This window comes from Streptomyces sp. NPDC057638 (assembly GCF_042800315.1).
GTDB lineage: Bacteria > Actinomycetota > Actinomycetes > Streptomycetales > Streptomycetaceae > Streptomyces.
This window is the reverse complement of sequence record NZ_JBHVHF010000057.1, coordinates 1-19,667: the sequence shown is the minus strand read 5'-3', so window position 1 is coordinate 19,667 and position 19,667 is coordinate 1. Positions and strand designations below refer to the sequence as shown.

At 72.2% G+C, this 19,667-nt stretch carries 18 protein-coding genes; 10 read left to right on the top strand and 8 right to left on the bottom strand.

Annotated elements, in window-relative coordinates; all coding sequences use genetic code 11:
* Positions 1-38: 38 nt before the first annotated feature.
* Complete coding sequence (locus tag ACFVIM_RS11265; protein WP_384300433.1) at positions 39-1,601, top strand: FG-GAP and VCBS repeat-containing protein; 1,563 nt, start codon at positions 39-41, stop codon at positions 1,599-1,601.
* A gap of 171 nt (positions 1,602-1,772) precedes the next feature.
* Positions 1,773-2,786 carry an NAD-dependent epimerase/dehydratase family protein gene (locus ACFVIM_RS11260; protein ID WP_384300432.1) on the top strand — a complete coding sequence of 338 codons (1,014 nt, stop codon included), beginning with the start codon at positions 1,773-1,775 and terminating at the stop codon, positions 2,784-2,786.
* Here ACFVIM_RS11260 and ACFVIM_RS11255 read toward each other — a convergent pair whose 3' ends face one another.
* Positions 2,787-4,112, bottom strand: coding sequence for a DNA-binding protein (locus tag ACFVIM_RS11255; protein ID WP_384300431.1), 1,326 nt, complete (start codon positions 4,110-4,112; stop codon positions 2,787-2,789).
* A 403-nt stretch (positions 4,113-4,515) separates the two neighbouring features.
* On the opposite strand from ACFVIM_RS11255, the gene ACFVIM_RS11250 reads away from it, so the two are divergent.
* From ACFVIM_RS11250 to ACFVIM_RS11240, 3 genes are read left to right on the top strand one after another with little or no spacing between them, the layout of a single operon-like run.
* Positions 4,516-4,713, top strand: coding sequence for a hypothetical protein (locus ACFVIM_RS11250; RefSeq protein ID WP_384300430.1), 198 nt, complete (start codon positions 4,516-4,518; stop codon positions 4,711-4,713).
* Positions 4,710-5,138 carry a hypothetical protein gene (locus tag ACFVIM_RS11245; protein WP_384300429.1) on the top strand — a complete coding sequence of 143 codons (429 nt, stop codon included), beginning with the start codon at positions 4,710-4,712 and terminating at the stop codon, positions 5,136-5,138. The genes ACFVIM_RS11250 and ACFVIM_RS11245 overlap by 4 nt, the downstream gene beginning before the upstream one ends.
* 3 nt (positions 5,139-5,141) lie before the next feature.
* On the top strand, positions 5,142-5,501 hold the full coding sequence (locus ACFVIM_RS11240; protein WP_384300428.1) for a hypothetical protein: 360 nt from the start codon (positions 5,142-5,144) through the stop codon (positions 5,499-5,501).
* Positions 5,502-5,559: 58 nt separating this feature from the next.
* On the opposite strand, the gene ACFVIM_RS11235 is transcribed toward ACFVIM_RS11240, so the two are convergent.
* Both ACFVIM_RS11235 and ACFVIM_RS11230 read right to left on the bottom strand, forming a co-directional pair.
* Positions 5,560-6,141, bottom strand: a complete 582-nt coding sequence (locus tag ACFVIM_RS11235) for an RloB family protein (protein WP_384300427.1) — start codon at positions 6,139-6,141, stop codon at positions 5,560-5,562.
* 63 nt (positions 6,142-6,204) lie between these two features.
* Positions 6,205-7,515, bottom strand: coding sequence for an ATP/GTP-binding protein (locus ACFVIM_RS11230; protein WP_384300426.1), 1,311 nt, complete (start codon positions 7,513-7,515; stop codon positions 6,205-6,207).
* Between the two features lie 259 nt (positions 7,516-7,774).
* Here ACFVIM_RS11230 and ACFVIM_RS11225 point away from each other — a divergent pair, with 259 nt between their 5' ends.
* Positions 7,775-9,424: a DNA repair helicase XPB gene (locus ACFVIM_RS11225; protein WP_384300425.1), complete on the top strand. Its 1,650-nt coding sequence runs from the start codon at positions 7,775-7,777 to the stop codon at positions 9,422-9,424.
* 121 nt (positions 9,425-9,545) lie between these two features.
* Here ACFVIM_RS11225 and ACFVIM_RS11220 read toward each other — a convergent pair whose 3' ends face one another.
* Complete coding sequence (locus tag ACFVIM_RS11220; protein WP_384300424.1) at positions 9,546-9,728, bottom strand: hypothetical protein; 183 nt, start codon at positions 9,726-9,728, stop codon at positions 9,546-9,548.
* A 664-nt stretch (positions 9,729-10,392) separates the two neighbouring features.
* Here ACFVIM_RS11220 and ACFVIM_RS11215 point away from each other — a divergent pair.
* Positions 10,393-12,438 (top strand): HelD family protein, encoded by a 2,046-nt coding sequence (locus ACFVIM_RS11215; protein WP_384300423.1) that lies wholly within the window; start codon positions 10,393-10,395, stop codon positions 12,436-12,438.
* An 89-nt stretch (positions 12,439-12,527) separates the two neighbouring features.
* Here ACFVIM_RS11215 and ACFVIM_RS11210 read toward each other — a convergent pair whose 3' ends face one another.
* Positions 12,528-13,226: a copper homeostasis protein CutC gene (locus ACFVIM_RS11210; protein ID WP_384300422.1), complete on the bottom strand. Its 699-nt coding sequence runs from the start codon at positions 13,224-13,226 to the stop codon at positions 12,528-12,530.
* 208 nt (positions 13,227-13,434) lie between these two features.
* On the opposite strand from ACFVIM_RS11210, the gene ACFVIM_RS11205 reads away from it, so the two are divergent.
* A complete protein-coding gene (locus ACFVIM_RS11205) occupies positions 13,435-15,723 on the top strand; it encodes a heavy metal translocating P-type ATPase (RefSeq protein WP_384300421.1) in 2,289 nt (762 codons plus the stop codon).
* 109 nt (positions 15,724-15,832) lie between these two features.
* Here ACFVIM_RS11205 and ACFVIM_RS11200 read toward each other — a convergent pair whose 3' ends face one another.
* On the bottom strand, positions 15,833-16,537 hold the full coding sequence (locus ACFVIM_RS11200; protein WP_384300420.1) for a DUF6479 family protein: 705 nt from the start codon (positions 16,535-16,537) through the stop codon (positions 15,833-15,835).
* Here ACFVIM_RS11200 and ACFVIM_RS11195 point away from each other — a divergent pair.
* Positions 16,484-17,179, top strand: a complete 696-nt coding sequence (locus ACFVIM_RS11195; RefSeq protein WP_384300419.1) for a hypothetical protein — start codon at positions 16,484-16,486, stop codon at positions 17,177-17,179. The genes ACFVIM_RS11200 and ACFVIM_RS11195 overlap by 54 nt on opposite strands.
* 126 nt (positions 17,180-17,305) lie before the next feature.
* Positions 17,306-18,604 carry a Cmx/CmrA family chloramphenicol efflux MFS transporter gene (locus tag ACFVIM_RS11190; RefSeq protein WP_384300442.1) on the top strand — a complete coding sequence of 433 codons (1,299 nt, stop codon included), beginning with the start codon at positions 17,306-17,308 and terminating at the stop codon, positions 18,602-18,604.
* A 384-nt stretch (positions 18,605-18,988) separates the two neighbouring features.
* Here the strand turns inward: ACFVIM_RS11190 and ACFVIM_RS11185 are convergent, their stop codons facing one another.
* Both ACFVIM_RS11185 and ACFVIM_RS11180 read right to left on the bottom strand, forming a co-directional pair.
* Positions 18,989-19,255 carry a DUF4031 domain-containing protein gene (locus ACFVIM_RS11185; protein ID WP_384300418.1) on the bottom strand — a complete coding sequence of 89 codons (267 nt, stop codon included), beginning with the start codon at positions 19,253-19,255 and terminating at the stop codon, positions 18,989-18,991.
* Positions 19,255-19,611: a hypothetical protein gene (locus ACFVIM_RS11180; protein ID WP_384300417.1), complete on the bottom strand. Its 357-nt coding sequence runs from the start codon at positions 19,609-19,611 to the stop codon at positions 19,255-19,257. Before ACFVIM_RS11180 ends, ACFVIM_RS11185 begins: the two co-directional genes overlap by 1 nt.
* Between the last annotated feature and the right edge of the window lie 56 nt (positions 19,612-19,667).

The following is a 19,667-nucleotide window of genomic DNA, read 5'->3' as shown; positions in this document are numbered from 1 at the left end:
AGGCAACTTCAGTAACACGGATAGTGGGGGGAAGCATCATGCGTCAGCGCACCATCGCCACCGCGGTGGCCCTGTCCTGCGTCGTCGGACTCGTCGGCGGACTGGCACCCATGGCCCTGGCCGCCCCGGGGGAGGCGGCACCGTCGGCCCCGAGCACGGCCAAGGAGCCCAGCAAGCCCACCAAGCCCAAGCCCCAGCCCGTCGTGGACTTCAACGGCGACGGCCACCACGACCTGATCGTCACCCAGCCCCGCGTCGGCGTCGGCGGGAGCCAGCCCCTCCACTTCACTGGTGCCCTGGGCGTGGTCTACGGCTCGGCGAAGGGACTGAACCCGGCGAAGCGCCAGCTGATCACCCAGGAGATCCCCGGTATCCCGGGCACCTCCGAGGGCTATGACTACTTCGGGCACCGGACGGCGTCGGCCGACTACGACGGGGACGGCTTCACCGACCTCGCGATCTCCTCCGTCGGCGAGGACCTCACCGTAGGCGGCAGCTACCGCCGCAACGCCGGTCAGATCGTCCTCGTCTGGGGCGGCAAGAACGGACTGACCAAGCACGGCGCCACCACGGCCAAGCAGTCCGCGCCCACCAGCATCGACGTCCGCCGGGGCGCGTCCCTGGCCGTCGGCGACTTCAACGGCGACGGCCGGATGGACCTGGCGACCGGTGACCACAGCCTCGGCCGGGGCGGCGAGGTGCTCTACGGCCCCATCAGCCGCGGCGGCAAGCCCAAGTCCGTGATCAACCTGGGCATCAAGGACGGCCAGCCCGCCGTCGGCGTCACCCTCGACGCCGGGGACATCACCGGGGACGGCATCACCGACCTCGTCATCCAGGTCAACGGCAACAAGCTCCCCATCTCCCGGATCGAGATCCACCGGGGCACGAAGAAGGGCCTGGTGCGGTCCGGGAAGCTCACGGACGCCCGGGGCGCGCTGCTGCTCAGCCAGTCCATGGACGAGACCCGCGTCGCGGTCGGCGACCTGGACCGCGACGGCCACGCCGACATCGCGCTCGGCCAGCAGTACGCCGGTCAGGGAACCGTCTACGGCGGCCAGGTCACCGTCGTCTACGGCGGCCCGAAGGGCCAGTCCACCCTCCGTGATCCCCAGGTGATCACCCAGGACACCCCCGGCGTCCCCGACGAGGCCGAGGGTCGCGACGCCTTCGGCTACGCCGTCGCCGTCGGTGACATCAACGCCGACGGAATCCAGGACCTCGCCGTCGGAGCCCCGGGCGAGGACAACGGTGAGCTGACGGACACCGGACAGGTGACCACCCTCCTCGGCTCCAAGAAGGGCCTGACCGGCCAGGGCGCCCGCGTCTACCACCAGGGCACCCCGGGCATGCCCAGCGCCCCCGTCGCCCACCAGGCCTTCGGCGCCGCCGTGCGCCTCCTCGACGTCACCAAGGACGGCCGCGCCGACCTGGCCGTGGGTTCCCAGTCCTGGGGCGCGGGCGGCAAGGGCCGGGCCTCCTTCCTCCCCACCGCCAAGGACGGCGCGGTGACCGGCACCGGCGCCCAGGAGTTCGGCCCCGGCGACCTCGGCCTGTACGACGAGGTCCTGACGGGCTTCGGCGACCGCTTCGGCGACTGACCGACGCGGTCCCGGCAGGGGGGGGCGGGTCGCGGCACGTGGTGCGGCGGCCCGCCGGAGACCGGCACGCGGAGATCTCAAGTCGCCCTGCTAGCAGGCGCGCAGGTCCTGGGAACCACTACCCCATGTGTTGTCGCCCGTGGCGGAGGCGGTGCTGGGAGGATCGGTGTTATGAGGCTTCTGGTGCTGGGTGGGACGTGGTTTCTGGGTCGTGCCGTGGTCGAGCGGGCGTTGGGGCGTGGTTGGCGGGTGTCGACGTTCAACCGGGGGGTGTCGCGGGCTGATGTGCCAGGGGTGACGGCGATCCGGGGTGATCGGGTCGATGCCGGGGATGTGCGGCGGTTGGCCGAGGCGGGGCCGTGGGACGCCGTGATCGATACGTCCAGTGGTGAGCTGGCGCCACGTGAGGTGGGGATCGTGGTGTCGGCGCTGCGTGGGCGGGTGGCGCGGTGGGTGCATGTGTCGACGGTGTCGGTGTACGCGGAGTGGCCGCGTGCCCGGCTGACGGAGGGTTCGGAGCTGCTGGAGTGCCCGGCGGACGCGGACGCGTCGGTGGGCTTCACGGGTCCGGACGGGACACCGACGCGGTACGGGTTCCAGAAGGCGGGCGGTGAGCGGGCGGTCAGCTCGGTGTTCGGGGACCGGGCGGTGTTTCTGCGCCCCGGGGTGATCCTGGGCCCGGGGGAGTATGTGGGCCGCTTGCCGTGGTGGCTGCGGCGTACGGCGGCGGGCGGGCGTTTCCTCGCCCCGGCGCCCGCCGGTCGCCGGATCCAGCCGGTCGATGTGCGGGACGTAGCCCACTTCGCGCTGGACCAGGCCGTGGGCGAGGCGCGGGGCGCGTTCAACGTGGCCCACCCCGAGGGGATGACCTTCGAGTCGTTCGTACGGGAGTGCCTGGAGGCGACCGGGGGTGCGGGGCGGCCGGTATGGGTGGAACCCGAGGTCCTGACCGGACATGGGGTCCGGCAGTGGACCGAGCTGCCGCTGTGGCGCACCCACGCGGGGGTGTGGTCGGTGGATCCGGGCCGGGCGGTGGCGGCGGGCCTCGCGTGCCGTCCGCTCGCCGAGACGGTCCGGGACACCTGGGCGTGGCTGCGGGCGGACGGCACTCCCGTGGACCACCCGCGCTGGGCGGAACACGGGATCGCGCCCGAGAAGGAGGCGAAGATCCTCGCCTCCCTGTGATCAGCGCTCCAGGGCGAGCGCGTCCGGGGCGCCACCGCCTATCTGGCGGACGGTCGCGGAGCTGATGAAGTCCTCAAGACGCCCGGTGAGGTCCCGGGTGGTGGTCTGGTAGCGGGGTCGGGCAAGGGAGTGGCGCAGATGGGCGGCGCGGGTGAGGAGCCCCAGCGCGCGCAGGCCCGGGGGCACGTCCCAGACCGTGGTCAGGGCCTGCGCCACGCCATCGATGTCGTCCGCGAGGAGCCGGGCGAAGGCCAGATCTGCGGCGGCGCTGCCCTTGATGGCGGCGGACTGCTGGGCGGGCGGCCTCTCGCTGACGAGGGCGAGCGCGCGCCGGGCGGCCGATTCCGCCTGGGGGGCGTCGTTGATCAGGAGTGCGGTGGCGCTGTTGCTCATGGCCAGCCGCTCGGGTGCGAAGCCGAACTCGCCGCCGACGCCGTCATGGAGGTCATCGCGCTTCCCGGATGCCTCTTCGGCGGCGCGCATCGATGAGCGTGCGGATTCGGTGTCGCCGAGGTGGCCGTGGGCGCGGCCCTCGATGGCGTGGAGCCTGCTCCTGGCGGTGTCGCCGAGCCCGTCGTAACTCAGGGCGCGCCGGGCGAGGTCCACCGCACGGGAGGGTTCGGCGGAGAAGTAGGCGATGTAGGCGAGAGTGCCGTCCGCGTAGGCGCGCAGCGGGTTGAAGCGGGCGCTTTCCCCGTAGAGAGCGGATGTTCGTGCGAAGCTCCGTGCTCCCGCCAGGGCTCCCAGGTTGAAGGAGGCCACTGCCAGCAGTCCGGCCGCCTGACCGGAGAGAATGAGGAGTTCCTGCTGTTGGACGGGGATCATCGTCCGTTCGCGCTTTTCTTCCGCGTTCCTCAAAAGGCTGCGGCCCTGGTTCCACACATCGATAACGGGGAGTTCGTGGTAGCGCCGGGCGAGGACGGTCACTTCATCGCGGATTTGGTCGAGCGTGGTATCGGACAGGGAGGCGGCAGCGATGGCGTTCGCCCCTTCTTGTGCTTCACGTGCGGTCATAGTGATCTCCGCTTCTAAATCGAACACTAATGCAGGTGGTCCTTCTGGCGTGGCGAGAGCGGCGTCAGGAGGGGGAGCGAAGAGCTGCACCGCATCAATCCCGAAGAGCTGCTTTAACACCAGGCATGCGTCGGGCTCGGGCAGTGTCTGGAGCTGGCCGCCTGTCCAGCGCCGGAACTGCCGTTCCGTCACCGTGGGCAGGGAACCTCCCTTGATCACCCGTCGAGCGGCGGCGCTGAAGGCGTCAGCGAACGCTCGATAGCGCCACTGACGCTGGTCAACCAGCACTTTCAGCAATGTCTTCGGCTGCATGGAACACCTCTGTTGTCGTGAGTCCCGGATGCTGCAGGCTGAATCGCTTCCGATTGCAGGGGACCCCACGGTGTGAGGCGAAGGCAAGGCCCTCTCGTCAAAAGCCACCTCGAAGTCACTTCTGCCACCCGATAGAGACGCAGAAGTCACCCGCCAGGCCATGGTGAAGTCACCCGCTGATGCACGACGGTACTCAGCCTCAGCACCACTGAGCGCGACCAGCCATTGAGCGGTCGCGCTCAGCCCTGCCAGGAAACGCCCTCTTCCGCTGAACCGAAGGGCGCGATTTCACCGGACTGACGGAGACACCGCGTATGTCACTCATTACAGCGCCCCCCGTGCCTGGGGCACACACCGACGTTGGCACCGACGAGTCGGCCGACCGGCCGGAGAGGCGGTTGCCGTGAGGCGGCTCTGGGTGTGGCTCGGGCTCGCGCTGGGATCGGCGGAGGAGCGGCTCGGACTCGGGTTCGAGCTGCTGCGGCTGCGCTGGGACGCCGACTGTGTGGACGAGTGGCGCTGGGAGCTGGAGGCCGAGGCGCGTCAGGCCCGGCTGGACGCCGAGTTGGAGCGGCTGCTGGAGGACGGTGGTGCGGTGTGAGCGGGCCACCTGTTTCGTATCTCTGTTATGTGCTGGTCGAAGGGCCGGTGCACGGGAGCCGGGCTGTGCTGCCGTACATCCTCGACACGACTCGGACGCGGTCTCAGGAAGACGCGCTGGTGTGGCTGCGGCAGCGGGCGCGGTGGGTGGCGGACCGGTTGGATCCGGATCCCGCCGTGTCGCCGTGGGTCACGGAGCTGATGCGGATGGGGCGGGTGCCGGTGCCGGACGCGCCGACCGAGATCCGGGTGTGGTGTGACGACCCGGGTGAGGAGCGGGCGGCGCGGGCGCGGCTGGAGCAGGGGGTGCCGGTGTCCGTGGTGGTTCCGGACGGGCCCGACCGCTACACCCTCGCCATCTGTCCGCAGCGGGCCCGGGTCCTCCTCGTCCTGCCGAACTTCCCCCTCCAGCCCAGGAGGAGGTGAGCCGTGCCCCGTACCGGACGTGACCACGTCCACGCCGACAAGACGACCGTCATCGCCCGCTACCGCGCGGGCGAGACCCTCAAGGCCCTCGCCGCCGAGTTCGGGGTGAGTGACGCCTGGCTGAAGAAGCAACTCACCCGCTGGGACGTGCCCGTACGCGACGTACGCGCCGCCCGCATCCTCCGCGCACAACCCAAGGAACCCGTCATGGACGAACCGCCCACCTGCCCGGAGTGCGACGACCTCGTCAGCGCCGAACGCGAGGCCCGCCACGCCCACGACCACTCCGCCGCCACCGACGCCCGCGTCCTCCTTCGCCGCCACCAGCAGCACAGCCCCGACCACCACTCCACCCGGGACTGACCAGCGTGGGACCGCCCTCCCGCAATCCCTGGGCAGGGGTGACCCACCCGTCAGCCCCTCATGGCCGGGCCCTTGCCTCGCGGAGCAGGTCCACGAGTATGTCCACATCCGTCCAAGGGTTGGTGGTGAGTCCGTCGGCGCTTCGCTGGCGCAGGGCTCGGGCGCGTTCGACGGCCTGGGTGTGGCGGGCGCCGTCCGGGCCGCGCAGCTTGTCGTAGTCCAGGTGTTTGCGCTGGGCCGCGTAGCCGCAGTCGGACTCCTTCTCCAGGGCGCTCTGCGTACTCGCCGATGTGCGGTAGCCCGAGACGTCCTTGAAGTGGAGCAGGAGCCAGAGCTCGAAGCAGGGGTTGGTCAGGGCGACCCGGACGCCCGACCGCTGGGCCAGCGCTATGGCCTCTTTGAGTGAGGGGTGCTGCGTCGGCGCTTCGGCGTCCACGACACACCACACCTCGTCGTACGGCGTGTACCGGTCTGCGGACGAGTTGCCCGCTCGTTTCTTGTGCTTGATGGCGGACCGTACGAGCGATAAGGGCTCACCATGACCGCCACCGATGCAGATCGCCACGGGTAAGGCCCGTAATTCCGCCTTGATCCCCCTGAAGTAGTGCTCCTCCGTGCACTCACCCTCGCAGTAGATCAAGAACCTTCGCTGCTCAGGACGGGACCCCGTCGCCCGGCCCAGTGGTCTCCCCCGACGTGCCACCTACGCCCCTCCGACCGCCTCGGCGATTTCGTTCATCACATCGTCGTCCAGATAGGGGACCGCGCCGTACCGTCCGGCGAGATAGCGCTTCTCCAGGTTCTCCAGGGAGTCGCGAACGCGGAACTCCGTCAGGGGGAAGAGCCGGGTCGCCAGGGTCTGCGGGTCCTTCTCGGTGAACCAGATCTGGTCCCGGAACAGCTCGGTGCGGACGTTGCGGCCGAGGAGGGTGGCCTCGTGGGTGCTGAAGACGAGTTGGGCGCCGGAGCGGTTGAGTTCGGGGGACTGGAACATGCCGACCAGGGCGTCCACGAGGTACGGGTGGAGCCGGGCGTCGAGTTCGTCCACACAGAGGACCGCGCCGTGGGCGAGGGCGTTGAGCACGGGGCCCATGAGTCCGATCCAGGTGCGGGTGCCGCTGGACTCCTCCCGCAGGTCGAGTGGGAAGAGGCCTTCGGATGTGTGGTGTTCGACGCGTACCGCGTGGAGGCCGGGGCCTTCCACCCGGACCTTGTCGCCGAGCGTCTCCCGCATCACCTGGGTGAGTCGGCGGTACTCGTCCATGACCTTCTGGTCCGGTTCCTCGATCCGCAGTCCCGAGACGCCCAGGTCGGCGAAGCGCAGCAGTGTTGTCACCGGCGCTGCTCCGTCCTGGCCGCGTTCACGGACGTCTCGCAGCAGACTGACCGTCGCGTTCAGGCGCTCCCTGAAGTTGCGATCGGTGGCGATGTCCAGTCCGAGGTCGAACCAGCGGAACACCTCGCTGAGCTGGGGGTGTCCCTGTGCGGCGGCGACGGAGAGATAGAGGCTGTTCGGGCGGAGCAGCTCGGAGATGATCTTCTTCTGGCCGGTGAGGGAGCGGCCGAAGACCATGGCGGAGTCGGCCTTGCGTTCGTAGAGCCGTTTGGCCTTGCGTTCCGGGTAGTGGTAGAGCCACTCCTCCGTGATCTGGTCGTCGTCGGCGGTGAAACCGAACTCGTACCGGACTCCGTCCAGGGCGAAGTCCACGCTGAACGTCGTCGGCCAGGGCGCGGCGTCGGGGCGCAGGGCGAAGGGGCGGCGCGGGACTCCGCCGGTCGGGTCCCAGCTGCGGAAGGAGTGGAGCACCGCGTGCCGCATCCAGCCGATCGCGTCGATGACGTTGGACTTGCCCGACGCGTTCGTCCCGTAGATCGCGGCCACGGGCACGGTGCGGTGGCCGCCGTTCGCCAGTTCGCGCTCCGCGCGCTCGGGGTGCAGGTCGGACGCGATCAGGGAGAGTTCCTGCTCATCGCGGAGAGAGGCGTGGTTGGTCACGTGGAACCGCAGCAGCATGACACTCTCCTCAAGCACTCACACCTGTCGTCAAAAGGCTCTTGCGCTCAAGAATTGACGATACAGGCCGGTAACAGCACTGTCAGTGCGTTCACCCAGCCGTGAACCGCCGTGTGTCCCGTACCAGCGCCTCCCGGAGGGCCTCCGCGCCACCCCACCGCCACCGAGCGCACCCCCTCCCCGCCCCCCATGCGGCAGACTGGAACTTTGCCCGCCCACCTTCCCCGGGGGCGGCCATCGCCGGAAGGACGCGCGTCAGGTGAACGGTCCCCTCATCGTCCAGAGTGACAAAACGCTTCTCCTCGAAGTCGACCACGAGCTGGCCGACGCCTGTCGGCGGGCCATCGCGCCCTTCGCCGAGCTGGAGCGGGCGCCGGAGCACATCCATACCTATCGGCTCACCCCGTTGGGGCTGTGGAACGCGCGGGCGGCCGGGCATGACGCCGAGCAGGTGGTGGACGCGCTGGTCGAGTACAGCCGGTATCCGGTGCCGCACGCGCTGTTGGTGGATGTGGCGGAGACCATGGCCAGGTACGGGCGGCTGACGCTGTCGAAGCACCCGGCGCATGGGCTGGTGCTGACCAGTACCGACCGGCCGGTGCTGGAGGAGATCCTGCGGTCGAAGAAGGTTCAGCCGCTGGTGGGGGAGCGGATCGACCCGGACACCGTCGTGGTGCACCCGTCCGAGCGGGGGCAGATCAAGCAGACGCTGCTGAAGCTGGGCTGGCCCGCCGAGGACCACGCCGGTTATGTCGACGGTGAGGCCCACCCGATCGAGCTCGCCGAGGACGGCTGGTCGCTGCGGCCCTACCAGCGGCAGGCCGTGGACGGGTTCTGGCACGGCGGGTCCGGGGTCGTCGTGCTGCCCTGTGGCGCGGGCAAGACGCTGGTGGGGGCCGGGGCGATGGCCGAGGCCAAGGCGACCACGCTGATCCTCGTCACCAACACGGTCTCGGCCCGGCAGTGGAAGCACGAGCTGGTGCGGCGCACCTCGCTCACCGAGGACGAGATCGGCGAGTACAGCGGGGCGCGCAAGGAGATCCGCCCGGTCACCATCGCCACCTACCAGGTGCTGACCACCAAGCGGAAGGGCATCTACCCCCACCTGGAGCTGTTCGACTCCCGGGACTGGGGCCTGATCGTCTACGACGAGGTGCATTTGCTGCCCGCGCCGGTCTTCAAGTTCACCGCCGACCTCCAGGCCCGGCGCAGGCTCGGTCTCACCGCGACCCTGGTACGGGAGGACGGGCGCGAGTCCGATGTCTTCTCGCTGATCGGGCCGAAGCGGTTCGACGCGCCCTGGAAGGAGATCGAGGCCCAGGGCTATATCGCCCCCGCCGACTGTGTCGAGGTACGGGTCAACCTCACCGAGTCGGAGCGGCTGGCCTACGCCACCGCCGAGACGGAGGAGAAGTACCGCTTCTGTGCCACCACGGCCAGCAAGCGGAAGGTGACGGAGGCGCTGGTCGCCCGGCATCGGGGCGAGCAGACGCTGGTCATCGGGCAGTACATCGACCAGCTCGATGAGCTGGGGGCGCATCTGGACGCGCCCGTCATCAAGGGCGAGACATCGAACGCGCAGCGGGAGAAGCTCTTCGACGCGTTCCGCGAGGGCGAGATCTCGGTGCTGGTGGTCTCGAAGGTGGCGAACTTCTCGATCGACCTGCCGGAGGCGACGGTCGCCATCCAGGTCTCGGGGACCTTCGGTTCCCGCCAGGAGGAGGCCCAGCGGCTGGGCCGGGTGCTGCGTCCCAAGGCGGACGGGCATGAGGCCCGCTTCTACTCGGTCGTCGCCCGGGACACCATCGACCAGGACTTCGCCGCCCATCGCCAGCGCTTCCTGGCGGAGCAGGGATACGCGTACCGGATCGTGGACGCGGACGAGCTGATGAGCGGGGGAGAGAGGTAAGAGGGGTACGAGAGGTACTCGCGAGGCCGCCGGAGGGGCGCGGCCGGGGGGCGGACCGCGTCGCGTCGAAGCCGGGAGGGGCGCGAGGGAGGGCCGGGGGCGTCGCCCGAGGCCGGCGCCGTCAGTGGCGGCGGACGCCCGCCTCCTCGCCGTACTCCCCGAGGACCGCGACGCTGAAGACCGCGCCGAAGAAGACCTTGACGGCCTGGAGCGCGCCGCCGACGGGGTGGGCGGGGGCGGCGCCGGTCGCCTGGGCGCCGTGCTGGGTGGGGGTGGCGGCGGGGGTGAAGGTCGCTGTCGTCATGTATCCATGGTCCGGTCCGGCGGCCGTCCGGGCATCGGCCCACGGACGGAAAGCGATCCGTGCGCTTGTACGACTCCAGGTATAGGGGGATCCCTTAGGGGGCGGCACCTGGGGATGACCCGCCCCTCCTCCCTGCCGCCGAGAGGCCGCCATGAGCCCCGATGAGGGTGGAGCGGGTGGAGGTGGCCCGGCCGGCGGGGGTGGGGAGCGCCGGTACACCGGTGGGTTGGGCCCCTCCGCCCTGAGGAGGACGCGGTACCCGGCCGGGCGCGGCCACCACCGGGGCGCGGTCCTCCTCCCGTACCCGGGTACCCCCCGGTGGCCCCGCCCGTACCGGAGGCCGCCGCCGAGAACACGGCCGGGGACGCGGCCGAGAGCACGGCCGGGGACGCGGCCCTCCCGCCCTCCCGCCGTACCGCCCGGCGCGCCCGGCGCGCCCGCAGGGCGATACCCGTTCGACCCGTACCCCGCGCGCCGCTAGAATCGCGCGTCTTGCCCGCCTCCCCCGCCGGGGCCCCGCGCCCCGGGCCGGTGCCGGGAGTGCCGCCGTCCGGACGGAAACCGGACCGCCCCCCTCATGACCGCCCGCCCGCGCTCCGCCGCCCGCCGTGCGATCCCTCGCGCCGGGCGCGGACGCGTGCCGCCGCCCCGCCGGAGGACACCCATGAAGGACACCGCGACCGCGCACACCCCCGAGCCGGATCCCCTCGCCCGTGAGCGCGCCCATCTGGACTCCTCCCGGGCGGCCCTGCGCACCATGCGGGAGGAGGTGCAGGGCCTCGACATCTCCGACGTCACCGCGAACTGGGTCAACGCCCAGATCCTCCAGCGCCAGATCACCGACCGGATCAAGGAGCTGGCCGACCACGCCCACACCCCGCTCTTCTTCGGGCGGCTGGACTATCTGCCCACCACCCAGGAGGGCCAGCGGTTCTATATCGGCCGCCGTCATGTCCACGATGCCGTCGGGGATCCGATGGTGGTCGACTGGCGGGCGCCGGTCTCCCAGCCGTTCTACCGGGCCTCGCGCGCGGATCCGCAGGACGTACGGCTGCGGCGCCGTTTCGGCTATACGGGCGGTGAGCTGACCGCGTACGAGGACGAGGACCTCACCGACCCGGCCCAGCCCGCCCGTACCAGCCGACTGCTCCAGCGGGAGATCGAGCGGCCCCGCGTCGGGCCGATGCGGGACATCGTGGCGACGATCCAGCCGGAGCAGGACGAGATCGTACGGTCGGGGCTCGGCGGGTCCGTCTGCGTCCAGGGCGGTCCCGGCACCGGGAAGACGGCGGTCGGGCTGCACCGGGTCGCCTACCTCCTCTACGCGCACCGGGAGCGCCTGGCCCGCACCGGGACGCTGGTGATCGGCCCGAACCGGTCCTTCCTCCACTACATCGAGCAGGTGCTGCCCGCCCTCGGTGAGCTGGAGGTGCGCCAGTCGACCGTCGACGACCTCGTCGCCCATGTGGAGATCCGGGGCGAGGACGGCGCGGCGACGGCCACCGTGAAGGGCGACGCGCGGATGGCCCGCGTGCTGCGGAACGCGGTGTGGGCGCAGGTCACCACCCCCACCGAGCCGCTGGTAGTGGTGCGCGGCTCACGGCGGTGGCGGCTGCCCGCCTACGAGCTGGAGGAGATCGTCCAGGAGCTGCTGGACCGGGACATCCGCTACGGCGCCGCCCGGGAGGCCCTGCCGCAGCGGATCGCCCACGCCGTCCTCGTACGGATGGAGGAGTCGGGCGAGGCACCCGACGACCGGGTGCAGGACGCGGTGGCGCGCAACCCGGCGGTGAAGGCGTTCGTCAAGGCGGTCTGGCCGGTGGTGGACCCGGCGAAGGTGGTGCTGCGGCTGCTGTCGGACGCGTCGTACCTGGCCGAGCACGCCGAGGGCGTGCTCACGGCCGAGGAGCAGTCCACCGTGGTGTGGGAGCGGCCCGCGCGCGGGCTGCGCTCGGCGCGCTGGTCGGCGGCGGACGCGGTCCTGATCGACGAGGCCATGGACCTGGTGGAGCGGACACACTCCCTGGGACATGTGGTCCTGGACGAGGCGCAGGACCTGTCGCCGATGCAGTACCGGGCGGTGGGGCGGCGCTGCTCCACCGGTTCGGCGACCGTCCTGGGGGACCTGGCGCAGGGCACGACCCCCTGGGCGACGGGGAGCTGGCGGGAGGCCCTCGGGCATCTGGGCAAGCCGGACGCGGTCCTGGAGGAGCTGACCGCCGGTTTCCGCGTGCCGCGCGAGGTCATCTCGTACGCCTCCCGGCTGCTGCCGCACATGTCGCCGGGGCTGCGGGAGGTCAGCTCGGTACGGGAGTCGCCTGGCTCCCTGGAGGTCCGCGAGGCCGCGCCCGGCGAGCTGGACGCGGCGGTCGTCGCCGCCTGCCGGCGGGCGCTGGAGCGGGAGGGCTCGATCGGGCTGGTCGCGGCGGACGGACGGGTGGAGCCGTTGGCGGCCGCGCTGGCGGCGGCCGGGCTCGCCTTCCTCGACCCGGGCGAGGAGACCACGGCCGCCTCCCGGCTGACGCTGGTGCCCGCGTCGCTGGCGAAGGGCCTGGAGTACGACCATGTCGTCCTGGACGACCCGGCGACCCTGGTGGCGGCCGAACCGGACCGGCGGACGGGGCTGCGGCGGCTGTATGTGGCGCTGACGCGGGCGGTGTCGGGGCTGACGGTGGTGCATGAGGGGGCGTTGCCGGAGCAGCTGGGGTGACGGGGGCTTCGCACTGACCCGCCACGCGTGCGGGCCGTGACCCCCGCCGGTCGGCAGGGGGCCACGGCCCGTGCGGCTGAGTCGGTGGCTCAGGCGTCCAGCGTGGTGCGCCACTGGGCCACGGCGGCCGGGTCGACCGGGCCCGACCAGCCGGAGGGGCGGGCCGCGCCGCCGATGTGGAAGCCGGTCACCCCGGCGGTGAGCAGGGCGGGGACATGGTCCAGGCGCAGCCCGCCGCCGACGAGGATGTGCGGTGCGTAGCCGGGTTCGCCCTGGCGGGCGGCCTCGGCCAGCAGGGTCGGCAGGCCCTCGTCCACGCCCGCCGCCGCTCCGGCGGTGAGGTAGGTGTCGAGGCCGGGCAGGTCCGCGAGCTGCTTGCGCAGCGCGTCGCGGTCGGCGGCGCGGTCGATGGCGCGGTGGAAGGTCCAGGCGCAGCCGGGGATCTCCGCGATCAGCCGTTCCACCACGGCGGTGTCGGGCGCGCCCGTCTCGTCCAGGAAGCCGAGCACGAACTCGTCGGCGCCCTCGGCCCGCAGCTCCCGGGCGGCGCGCGCCAGGGCGTCGACGTCCTCGGGGGTGCCCGCCGAGAAGCCGTCGGTGAGCCGGAGCATCACCCGCAGGGGGATGTCCACGGCGGCGCGGATCGACGCGAACGTCTCGCGTGACGGCGTCAGCCCGTCCGCCGCCATGTCGGTGACCAGCTCCAGCCGGTCGGCTCCACCGGACTGCGCCGCGACCGCGTCCCGGGCGTCAAGAGCGATCACCTCCAGGACCGCACGGTTGCTCATGGAACCCATTCCTCCTGGGTGACGACGTCAGTTCGATAGGTCTAGTCCAATGCCAACCCTAATGCGCCCATCCGCGCCACGCAGCAGTGCACGGAACCTGTGCTACCGGAGGGCTGCTTTCCGGACTTGCGTACGATACCTAGAGGGGGTATACATAAAGACAGCTAGAGGTACCCCAGGGGGGTATCAGGCCGACGAGGGAGGACCCATGACGCACACGGCCACACATCACGAGGTAGAACTCGCCATCGGTGGCATGACGTGCGCCTCCTGCGCGGCTCGCATCGAGAAGAAGCTGAACCGCATGGAGGGCGTCGAGGCCACGGTCAACTACGCCACCGAGAAGGCCAAGGTCTCCTACCGGGCCGACGATGTCTCCGTAGCGGACCTGATCGGGACGGTCGAGGCCACCGGCTACCGCGCCACCCCGCCCCAGCCGAAGCCCCAGCACACCGTCGGCGACCCGGCGACGGAGAAGACGGACCCCCATGCGGACGGTGCGGGCGGCGAGGCCGACGATCCCGAGCTGCGGACGCTGCGCCAGCGGGTGATCACCGCCGTCACGCTCTCCGTGCCGGTCATCGCGATGGCGATGATCCCCGCGCTCCAGTTCCAGTACTGGCAGTGGCTCTCGCTCACCCTCGCCGCCCCCGTCGTCACCTACGCGGGCTGGCCCTTCCACCGCGCCGCCTGGAAGAACCTGCGCCACGGCGCGGCGACCATGGACACCCTGGTCTCGGTCGGCACCATCGCCGCCTTCGCCTGGTCGCTGTACGCGCTCTTCTTCGGCCACGCCGGAATGCCCGGCATGACCCACCCCTTCGAGCTGACGATCTCCCGCACCGACGGCGCCTCCAACATCTATCTGGAAGCCGCCGCGGGCGTCACCGCCTTCATCCTCGCCGGACGCTTCTTCGAGGCCCGCTCCAAGCGGAAGGCCGGGGCCGCGCTGCGCGCCCTGATGGAGCTGGGGGCCAAGGAGGTCACCGTCCTGCGCGACGGCCAGGAGGTCCGCGTCCCCACCGCCGAACTCGCGGTCGGCGACCGGTTCCTGGTCCGCCCCGGCGAGAAGATCGCCACCGACGGTGTCGTGATCGAGGGCTCCTCCGCCGTGGACGCCTCCATGCTCACCGGCGAGTCCGTCCCCGTCGAGGTCGCCCCCGGTGACGGCGTCACCGGAGCCACCCTCAACGCCGGCGGCCGCCTGGTCGTCGAGGCCACCCGCGTCGGCGCCGACACCCAGCTCTCCCGGATGGCCAAGCTGGTCGAGGACGCCCAGAACGGCAAGGCCGCCGCCCAGCGCCTCGCCGACCGGATCTCCGCCGTCTTCGTCCCGATCGTGATCCTGCTGGCGCTCGGCACCCTCGGGGTCTGGCTCGCCACCGGCGAGGGCTGGACCGCCGCCTTCACCGCCGCCGTCGCCGTACTGATCATCGCCTGCCCGTGCGCCCTCGGCCTGGCCACGCCCACCGCGCTCATGGTCGGCACCGGACGCGGTGCCCAGCTCGGCATCCTGATCAAGGGCCCCGAGGTCCTGGAGACCACCCGCAAGGTCGACACCGTCGTCCTCGACAAGACCGGCACCGTCACCACCGGCAAGATGACCCTGCTCGCCACCGCCGCCGCCGCCAACACCACCGAAGAAGAGGTCCTGCGGCTGGCGGGCGCCCTGGAGCACTCCTCCGAGCACCCCATCGCCCAGGCCGTCGCGGCGGGCGCCGCCGCCCGGGTCGGCACGCTGCCCACCCCCGAGGACTTCGCCAACATCCCCGGTCTCGGCGTCCAGGGCGTCGTCGAGGGCCACGCCGTCCTCGTCGGCCGCGAGAAGCTGCTCGCCGAATGGGCGATCACGCTCCCCGAGGAGCTGCGCCGGGCCAAGGCGGAGGCCGAGGCCGCCGGGCGCACCGCCATCGCGGTGGCCTGGGACGGCGAGGCCCGCGCGGTCCTCGCGGTCGCCGACGCGGTCAAGGAGACCAGTGCCGAGGCCATCACCCGGCTGCGGGCCCTGGGCCTGACCCCGATCCTGCTCACCGGCGACAACGAGGCGGTGGCCCGGGCCGTGGCCGCCGAGGTCGGCATCGAGGAGGTCATCGCCGAGGTCATGCCGGAGGACAAGGTCGACGTCGTCAAGCGCCTCCAGGCCGAGGGCCGCTCGGTCGCCATGGTCGGCGACGGCGTCAACGACGCCGCCGCGCTGGCCCAGGCCGACCTCGGTCTGGCGATGGGCACCGGCACCGACGCCGCCATCGAGGCGGGCGACCTGACCCTGGTCCGGGGCGACCTGCGGGCCGCCGCCGACGCCATCCGGCTGGCCCGGCGGACCCTCGGCACCATCCGGTCCAACCTCTTCTGGGCCTTCGCCTACAACGTCGCGGCTCTGCCGCTCGCCGCGCTCGGACTGCTCAGCCCGATGATCGCGGGCGCCGCGATGGCCTTCTCCTCGGTCTTCGTGGTCGGCAACAGCCTGCGGCTGCGGAGGTTCAAGGCCGCGGCGTAGTCCCCGTCCGCACACACGGCGGCCCGAGGCCCCTCCGGAACTCCGGAGGGGCCTCGGGTCCTTCTCGTATAGGTGTACGTGTACGGGTACGGGACCCGGGTGCCGCGCCTCAGCCGCCGAGGCCGCCGCTGCCGAACGCCCCGCCACCCACGTTCTTCCCGTGCAGGGGCCGCGCCTCGCGGCCCTTGCCCGTGCTGTGGGTGCTGTGGGTGTGCATGTTGTACGGGAGGAGCCGGTCGCCGTCCGTCGGGAAGGTGTCGGTGTCCTCCTCCCGTACCTCCTCGATATGGGCCCGGTGGTCCGGAGCCTTCGGCTGCTCCTCGGGGGTGGGAACCCGCAGTGCGGCACGGCGGCGGCCGTCGTACCACATCGCTCCGCAGAGCAGCGCGACCAGCACCGCCCCGAACAGGATCATGAGTGGCATCAGCCCTACCTCCGTGTCTCCCTGCCCCCCTGTTCCGCTAGGCGTCCCCCTGCACCCAGTGTGTCTCGTTCGCCCGATTTCTGCCTTCAGGGCCCGGGAGTGGACCCGGCCGGGGGTCTGGAGCCCGGGAGCCCGGGAGAGGGGGCGATCACCCCGTGATCGCGGGTGCGGGCGGGTGCGGGCGGGTGCGGGCGGGCGTACCGGCGGCGGGCGGTCCGGGGCGACGGGCCGGTCCCGTGTGGCGGGCGGTCCGGGGCGACGGGCCGGTCCCGTGTGGCGGGCGGTCCGGGGTGACGGGCCGGTCCCGCGCCGTGGCCCGTTCCGTACAGTCGGCGCATGGACCCCACCCGCGCCGACGCCGACCCCGCCGCCCTGCGGGCCCGGTGGCACGACACCCTGGCCGCCGCCCGCCACGGCCGCCCCGGGCCCGATCCGCTCCCCTACGCGGACCAGCTGCTGGAGCGCTGGTCGGAGCCCCAGCGCCGGTACCACACCCTGGCCCACCTCACCGCCGTGCTCGATCATGTCGACACCCTCGCCGCGTACGCCGACGACCCCGGCGCGGTCCGGCTGGCGGCCTGGTTCCATGACGCCGTCTATCTGCCCGAGCGCTCGGAGAACGAGGAGCGCTCGGCGCGGCTCGCCGAGCGGGCGCTGTCCGAGGCCGGGGTGGACGCGGCGGTCACGGCGGAGGTGGCCCGGCTGGTCCGCCTCACGGTCAGCCACGCGCCCGCCGACGGTGACGCCAACGGCGCGGTGCTGTGCGACGCGGACCTCGCGGTGCTGGCGGGTACCCCCGAGGGGTACGCGGTCTACGCCGACGCCGTACGGGAGGAGTACGCCTTCGTGCCCGACGACGCGTTCCGCGCGGGCCGGGCGGCGGTACTGCGCGGGCTGCTCGGGCTGGAGCGGCTCTACCGGACCCCGTACGGGCGGGAACGGTGGGAGGAGCGGGCCCGCCGGAACATGGCGGCGGAGCTGGAGCGGCTGACGGGGGCGGAGCGGCTCGCGGGGCCGGGCGAGCAGGTCTGAGCCGAAGCGAAGCCCCCCCCGTCACGCTGAAACATTTCCGTCACACGTTTCACACCCGTGATGGGAATGGCCGCCCGACAGCACAGGGTTACGCCAGGCATGCCCGACTCCCCATCCCGCTCCCGCATGCCCCTCGCCGTCTACATACTGGGCCTCTCGGTCTTCGCTCTCGGTACGAGCGAGTTCATGCTCTCCGGTCTGCTCCCGCCGATCGCCGACGACATGGATGTCACCATCCCGCAGGCGGGACTGCTGATCTCCGCGTTCGCGATCGGCATGGTCGTCGGCGCCCCGCTGCTCGCCGTCGCGACGCTCCGCCTCCCCCGCAAGGCCACGCTCACCGCACTGATCAGCGTCTTCGGGCTCGGCCAGGTCGCGGGCGCGCTGGCACCGAACTACGAGGTCCTCTTCGCGTCGCGCGTGGTCAGCGCGCTGGCGTGTGCCGGGTTCTGGGCGCTCGGCGCGGCCGTGGCCATCGCGATGGTGCCGCTGAACTCCCGGGCGCGGGCCATGGCCGTCATGATCGGCGGGCTGTCGATCGCCAACGTCCTCGGCGTCCCGCTCGGCGCCTTCCTCGGTGACCACTTCGGCTGGCGCGCGGCCTTCTGGGCCGTCGGCATCGCGTCCGCCATCGCCCTCGTCGGCGTCCTGACGCTGATCCCCCGCATTCCGCTGCCCGAGGAGCGCCCGGTGCTCCGGCGCGAGCTGGCGATCTACCGCGACCGCCAGGTCTGGCTCTCCGTGGCGATCACCGCGCTCGCGGCGGGCGGTGTCTTCGCGGCCTTCTCCTATCTCTCACCGCTGCTGACGGATGTCGCGGGCCTGGACGAGGGCTGGGTCCCGACCGTCCTCGGGCTCTTCGGCCTCGGGGCGCTGATCGGTACGACGGTGGGGGGCCGGATCGCCGACGGGCGGCTCTTCGGGGTGCTGCTGAGCGGCATCACGGCGTCGACGCTCTTCCTGGCGGCGCTGGCCCTGTTCGCCTCCAGCGCGGTGCTGACGGTCTCGCTGGCGTTCCTGCTCGGGTTCTCCGCCTTCTACACCGCCCCGGCGCTCAACGCGCGGATGTTCAACGTGGCGGGGGCGGCCCCCACGCTGGCGGGCGCGACGACGACGGCGGCGTTCAACCTGGGCAACACGGGCGGCCCCTGGCTGGGCGGCACGGTGATCGACCTGGACTTCGGCTACGCGGCGACGGCCTGGGCGGGCGCGGGCATGCTCGTCGTGGCGCTGGGTCTGGTGGCGATCTCGCTGCGGCTGCACACCGCTTCCTCCCGTGTGGTGGCGTCCTCCGGGCCGAAGGAGCCGGGAGCGCCGGCGGAGGCGCCGGCGGCGCCCCTGCCGGAATCCTCGACGGCGGCTGGGGCGGCGTCCGCGGCGGAGCGGCCTCAGCGGCAGGCCCCGGCCGCTCCCGCCGAGGTCTGACCCCGGCACCCCGGCCCCCCGGCACCCCGGGATTCGGGACCCCGGCACCCGGCTCCCCCTGTCTCCACCCGGCTCCACCCGCCTCGCGCGGCCGACAGCCCCGCCCTCCCCGTACCGGGACGGCGGGGCTGTCCCGTGCGGCGCCCCTGTCCTGAGCGGCCGTGACCCGGCCGCCCGGCCGCTCACTCCGGCCCCGCCCGTCCCTGTCACGGACGACCGACGAACCGACCCGGCCGGATGCACCGACGGACTCGCCGCCTCCCGACCTCCGACCCCGTGACCCGCCGACCGCACACGATCGGATTCCGAGCCGCCCGGACCCGTCCCGCCCCCAGACCGAAGCGATCCCGCCCCCAGACGGTCGGAACCGGACCCGTACCCGTGTCAGCTCAGCCGACCCTTGGGCCGCCTGAGCCCCGTCCGTACCAGGATCCCCACGATCTCCCGGCTGGAGACCTCCACCGCGCCCGCCGCCACGGCGTCCCCGTACCGGTGGGAGGGGATGTCGTAGTGATCCCGCTCGAACGCCTGCGCGGGGGCCCCGAGCGAGGCGGCGAAGGTGTGCAGCTCCTCGAAGGAGACATCGCTGATCAGGTGGGACCACATCCGCCCATGGCCGGGCCAGGTCGGTGGGTCGATATAGACCGTCATCAGCGCAGACCGCCGACGGGCGCCACGACCACCCCGGCCTGGTGGCAGACCCAGCGCGGCTCGGCGCCCAGCTCCGGCTCGACCTCCAGCGCGTGCGGGTCGCCCGTGTCGCAGACCGGGCAGAGCGGCCAGCGGCCGTGCCGCTCCAGGAGGGCGTCCTGGACATCCTGGGCGACCAGTCCGGTGACGTACTCCCGGCCCTCGGGCCACTGCTCGGCCCACCAGCGACGGTGGGTGACCGCGTCCTCGACCAGGGAGACGACCTCGGCGTCGGCCACGTCCCGGGCGGCGAGATCGGCGAGGACCAGGGCGCGTGCGGCGTGGAGGGCCTGCTCCAGGGGGTTGGCGACATCCATGGGGCCATTGTCGCCCGGTCCCGGCGGTCGGGGCGCCCCCACCGCCCGGTCCCGGC